General features: G+C 43.0%; 5 protein-coding genes. 2 read left to right on the top strand and 3 right to left on the bottom strand.

Annotation, left to right across the window (positions count from 1 at the left end):
- Nucleotides 1–61: 61 nt before the first annotated feature.
- Complete coding sequence (locus PX481_RS16860; RefSeq protein ID WP_288095091.1) at nucleotides 62–787, top strand: GUN4 domain-containing protein; 726 nt, start codon at nucleotides 62–64, stop codon at nucleotides 785–787.
- 1 nt (nucleotide 788) lies between these two features.
- Here the strand turns inward: PX481_RS16860 and PX481_RS16855 are convergent, their stop codons facing one another.
- Nucleotides 789–1,574, bottom strand: coding sequence for a hypothetical protein (locus PX481_RS16855; RefSeq protein WP_002757024.1), 786 nt, complete (start codon nucleotides 1,572–1,574; stop codon nucleotides 789–791).
- A gap of 44 nt (nucleotides 1,575–1,618) precedes the next feature.
- Nucleotides 1,619–2,566 (bottom strand): thylakoid membrane protein ThyD, encoded by a 948-nt coding sequence (thyD, locus tag PX481_RS16850; RefSeq protein ID WP_287971753.1) that lies wholly within the window; start codon nucleotides 2,564–2,566, stop codon nucleotides 1,619–1,621.
- A gap of 99 nt (nucleotides 2,567–2,665) precedes the next feature.
- Here thyD and PX481_RS16845 point away from each other — a divergent pair, with 99 nt between their 5' ends.
- Entirely contained in the window at nucleotides 2,666–2,797 is a 132-nt protein-coding gene (locus PX481_RS16845; RefSeq protein WP_283160160.1) for a hypothetical protein, read from the top strand.
- Here the strand turns inward: PX481_RS16845 and psb28 are convergent.
- Nucleotides 2,785–3,144, bottom strand: a complete 360-nt coding sequence (gene psb28, locus PX481_RS16840; RefSeq protein WP_002757021.1) for a photosystem II reaction center protein Psb28 — start codon at nucleotides 3,142–3,144, stop codon at nucleotides 2,785–2,787. The two genes, PX481_RS16845 and psb28, sit on opposite strands and share 13 nt — an antisense overlap.
- Nucleotides 3,145–3,317 lie beyond the last annotated feature (173 nt).

Here is a 3,317-nt window from a genome sequence, read left to right as displayed (position 1 = left end):
TCGAGCAGCGACCCCGAAATAGTGGTAATAGTATTGAAGGAGTGGTTTTAAAAGTGATGATATGACTGACCAGAATGGCGTGTTAGTAGAAGAACAAAGCGAGGATATTACCCGTAAGATGAGTCAATTAGCCACCGAGTCGCCGAAAAATCAATTACAGATTCTGACACAATTAGCCGGGGCCGGAGAAGGTGGCCTAACCGTATTGAGAGATTTTTTGTTGGCCAAGCAGCCGACTCCTGTTAATCTGGTGACAGGTAAGGCCTATCAATTGCTCTATCAAGATAATAGCGCTCAGAGCAAGGAATTTTTAGCTAATTATTTTCCCACGGGGGTTGTTCCCCTCGATAGTGCTAAAGGTATCGATTATCGACTTTTACAGGAATTATTGGCTAAACAGGATTTTCAAACTGCCGATAGTCTTACCCGTCAAAAACTCTGTGAATTAGCAGGAGAAGGGGCAATACAGAGGAAATGGGTCTATTTTACGGAAGTAGAAGCTTTTCCCAAGGTTGACATTCAGACTATTGATAATCTTTGGTTAGTTCATTCGGAAGGGAAATTCGGTTGGTCGGTGCAGCGCAAATTATGGCTCGGTGTCGGTCAAGATTTCCCGAAACTCTGGCCGAAAATTGGCTGGAAAAATGGCAATAATTGGACAAAATACCCGCAGGAATTTATCTGGGATTTAAGCGCTCCCGTGGGCCATTTACCCCTGTTAAATCAACTGCGCGGGGTGAGAGTGGCCGCCTCTTTATTCTCCCATCCCGTCTGGAGTGAAAAATAGATTAGCGATAGTAAAAATCGTAGTTTTTTAGGGCATTCAGTCGGGCTAAATTGAGACGATAATGATAGCCTAGTCTTTTTTGGAGGGGTTGCCAAAAATCTTTTTTAATGGGAGGTTGATAACTGGCATCAAGGTGATTGCTTTTATTTTTGAGGATTAACCAAGCTTCACCGGTATCTACTGTCCACCCGACTTTTGCTGCCGCTAGTCCCATAATACTGCCTTCGCCACTGTGCATTCCTTTCATTTCTAAATAGAGTGCTATCTTCCCCCAAAAATGCAAAAACTCTTGCTCTTTCCCTCCATCTCTAGTGACTATAAATAAAGACTCTCCAATCCAATTTACTTGTTCACTCGGAATTCCTAGTTTTTCAGAAACCCTGATTAAATTAGGTAAATCCCGAGGACGATATTTTTTATTATGCTCAACCATACTCTGATGACAACCAACGATACCTGGAGTAAAATCAAGATTGTCCGGTAATGATTCTATTAGTCTTGTATCCGCATCGATAAAAATAGCTGTCGGAAATAACTTTAAACTTTCTTCTAGAACAAAGCGTTTATCATTATAACAATGTAAAATACCTTTTTGAGTATGTTTAAAAGCCATAACATTGGGACTATTATCAAAATACTGAGGGGCATCAGTTCCCACCACTAGACTGCTCTGAGGGGCGTATTTTTGTAAATCTTCAGCCAAAGTTTTAGTTAATTTTTGATACTTTTCTCTTAGGGCTAAAGTGCAAAAACAATAATTTGCTGTCGGCTCGGAAAGATTCATCATAGACCGTTAGTATTGAGAATTTTTCCCCCCAGTGTATCAGCTTTCTACATTTTCGGGACGATTTCTTGTAAGGCCGCTTCTAGATTAGGATAACGATAGTCAAAACCGATCGCTTGAGTGGCTTTTGGCAGCACTTCTTGACCTTCTAAGACGATTTTTGCTCCTTCTCCCAAGAGAATTTCGAGGGCAAAATCTGGCACTGGCAACCAAGAAGGACGATTCATTACTTCCCCTAAAATCTGACAGAATTCTTTCATCCGGACGGGATTGGGTGCAGTAGCGTTGAAAGTACCGCTAATTCCCTGGCGATCGAGACAATAGATAATTAAATTAATTAAATCATCCCGATGAATCCAAGAAAACCACTGACGACCGCTCCCAATCGGTCCGCCGGCAAAAAGTTTGAAGGGTGGGATCATTTTCCCCAGGGCCCCCCCATTGCCTAAAACAATACCCGTGCGAAGAATGACTAAACGAGTGCCGTAATCTTTAACTTTTTGGGCTGCTGTTTCCCACTTTTTACAGACATCTGCCAGAAAATCGTCACCGGGAGGGCTATTTTCGTCAAAACTAGCGGTTTCACTGGTTCCATAGTAACCGATCGCCGAGGAGTTAATTAAAACTTTCGGTTTCTGGTCGGCCAGTGCGGTCGCAACGCGCTCGCTACGCGAGATCGCCTCGACAATTTTCTCGGTGCCGATTTCCCGACTAGCGACGATTGCTCGTTTTGCTTCACCGGTCCAGCGTTCCGAAATCGGTTCTCCCGCTAGATTAATCACCGCGTCACATCCGCAAATCTCTTTTTGCCAATCCCCCGATTCTGTGGCGATATAGGGAATAATCTCTATCTTAGGATAGATTGACTTTGGGTAAATTCTTCGGGCTTTATCGGGATTGCGAGTCAAAATTAGGATGTCATCGCCGCGATCATAGAGTTTGACCACCAATCTACTACCCACAAATCCCGTCGCCCCAGTAATCGCTATTTTCATGGTTTCTTGACTAAATTTATCCTTATTTTAGCTGGTTTTTGGCTATCAGAGTTCAGGAGTCAGTCCCGATGAAAAAATTTTCACCCCCACAGATGAAAGATGTTTCTTTCCCTACACCCCACACCCTACACCCTCTTTCAAGTCGGTAGTCAGGAGATTATTTTTATTTGTTCTCCCCACACCCTACACCCCACACCCTACACCCCACTTCCCACTTCTCACTTATCCTGATACCCCATCCCGTTAGCGGCTGCATAACGATTCATAAAGCGCAGAAAACGCTCCCAGTGTTCATCGGTGATTTCAAAACCACATTCTACCCGTTGAATTTCATCTCCTTCATCTCCTCCAAAAATAAACTTAGTCGAGTTGGGAATAACTATAATCACTCCTTCCTCATCGGTGAGACGGAGATCGCCGTAGGTGCGGGTGGTGAAACTTTGGAAACGTTCGATCGCTTTCAGGGTTTTAAAAGTCATCAGGACATTGCGAATCCCGGTACTTTTATTTTTGCGGAGACTAACACCGCTTAATTCTTCTGATAAACCGACAAAAAACTCGATCGTGGGAGTGGTCATAGGTATAGCTATAAAATTTTAGTTATTGATTTTGGCTCTTCGGTTTGTGTTATGCAATGGACGGGGGTTATAAGGGATGGAACCCTTATATAGAAAGGCATTTAGCGATTTTTGTCAATTATTTCTTATCTAGAGCGAACTAATCAATTAAGTCTCTTGCCAGATAAGGATTT

Source organism: Microcystis sp. M53603_WE2 (genome assembly GCF_030065435.1).
This window is presented reverse-complemented; position numbering and strand designations above follow the sequence as displayed.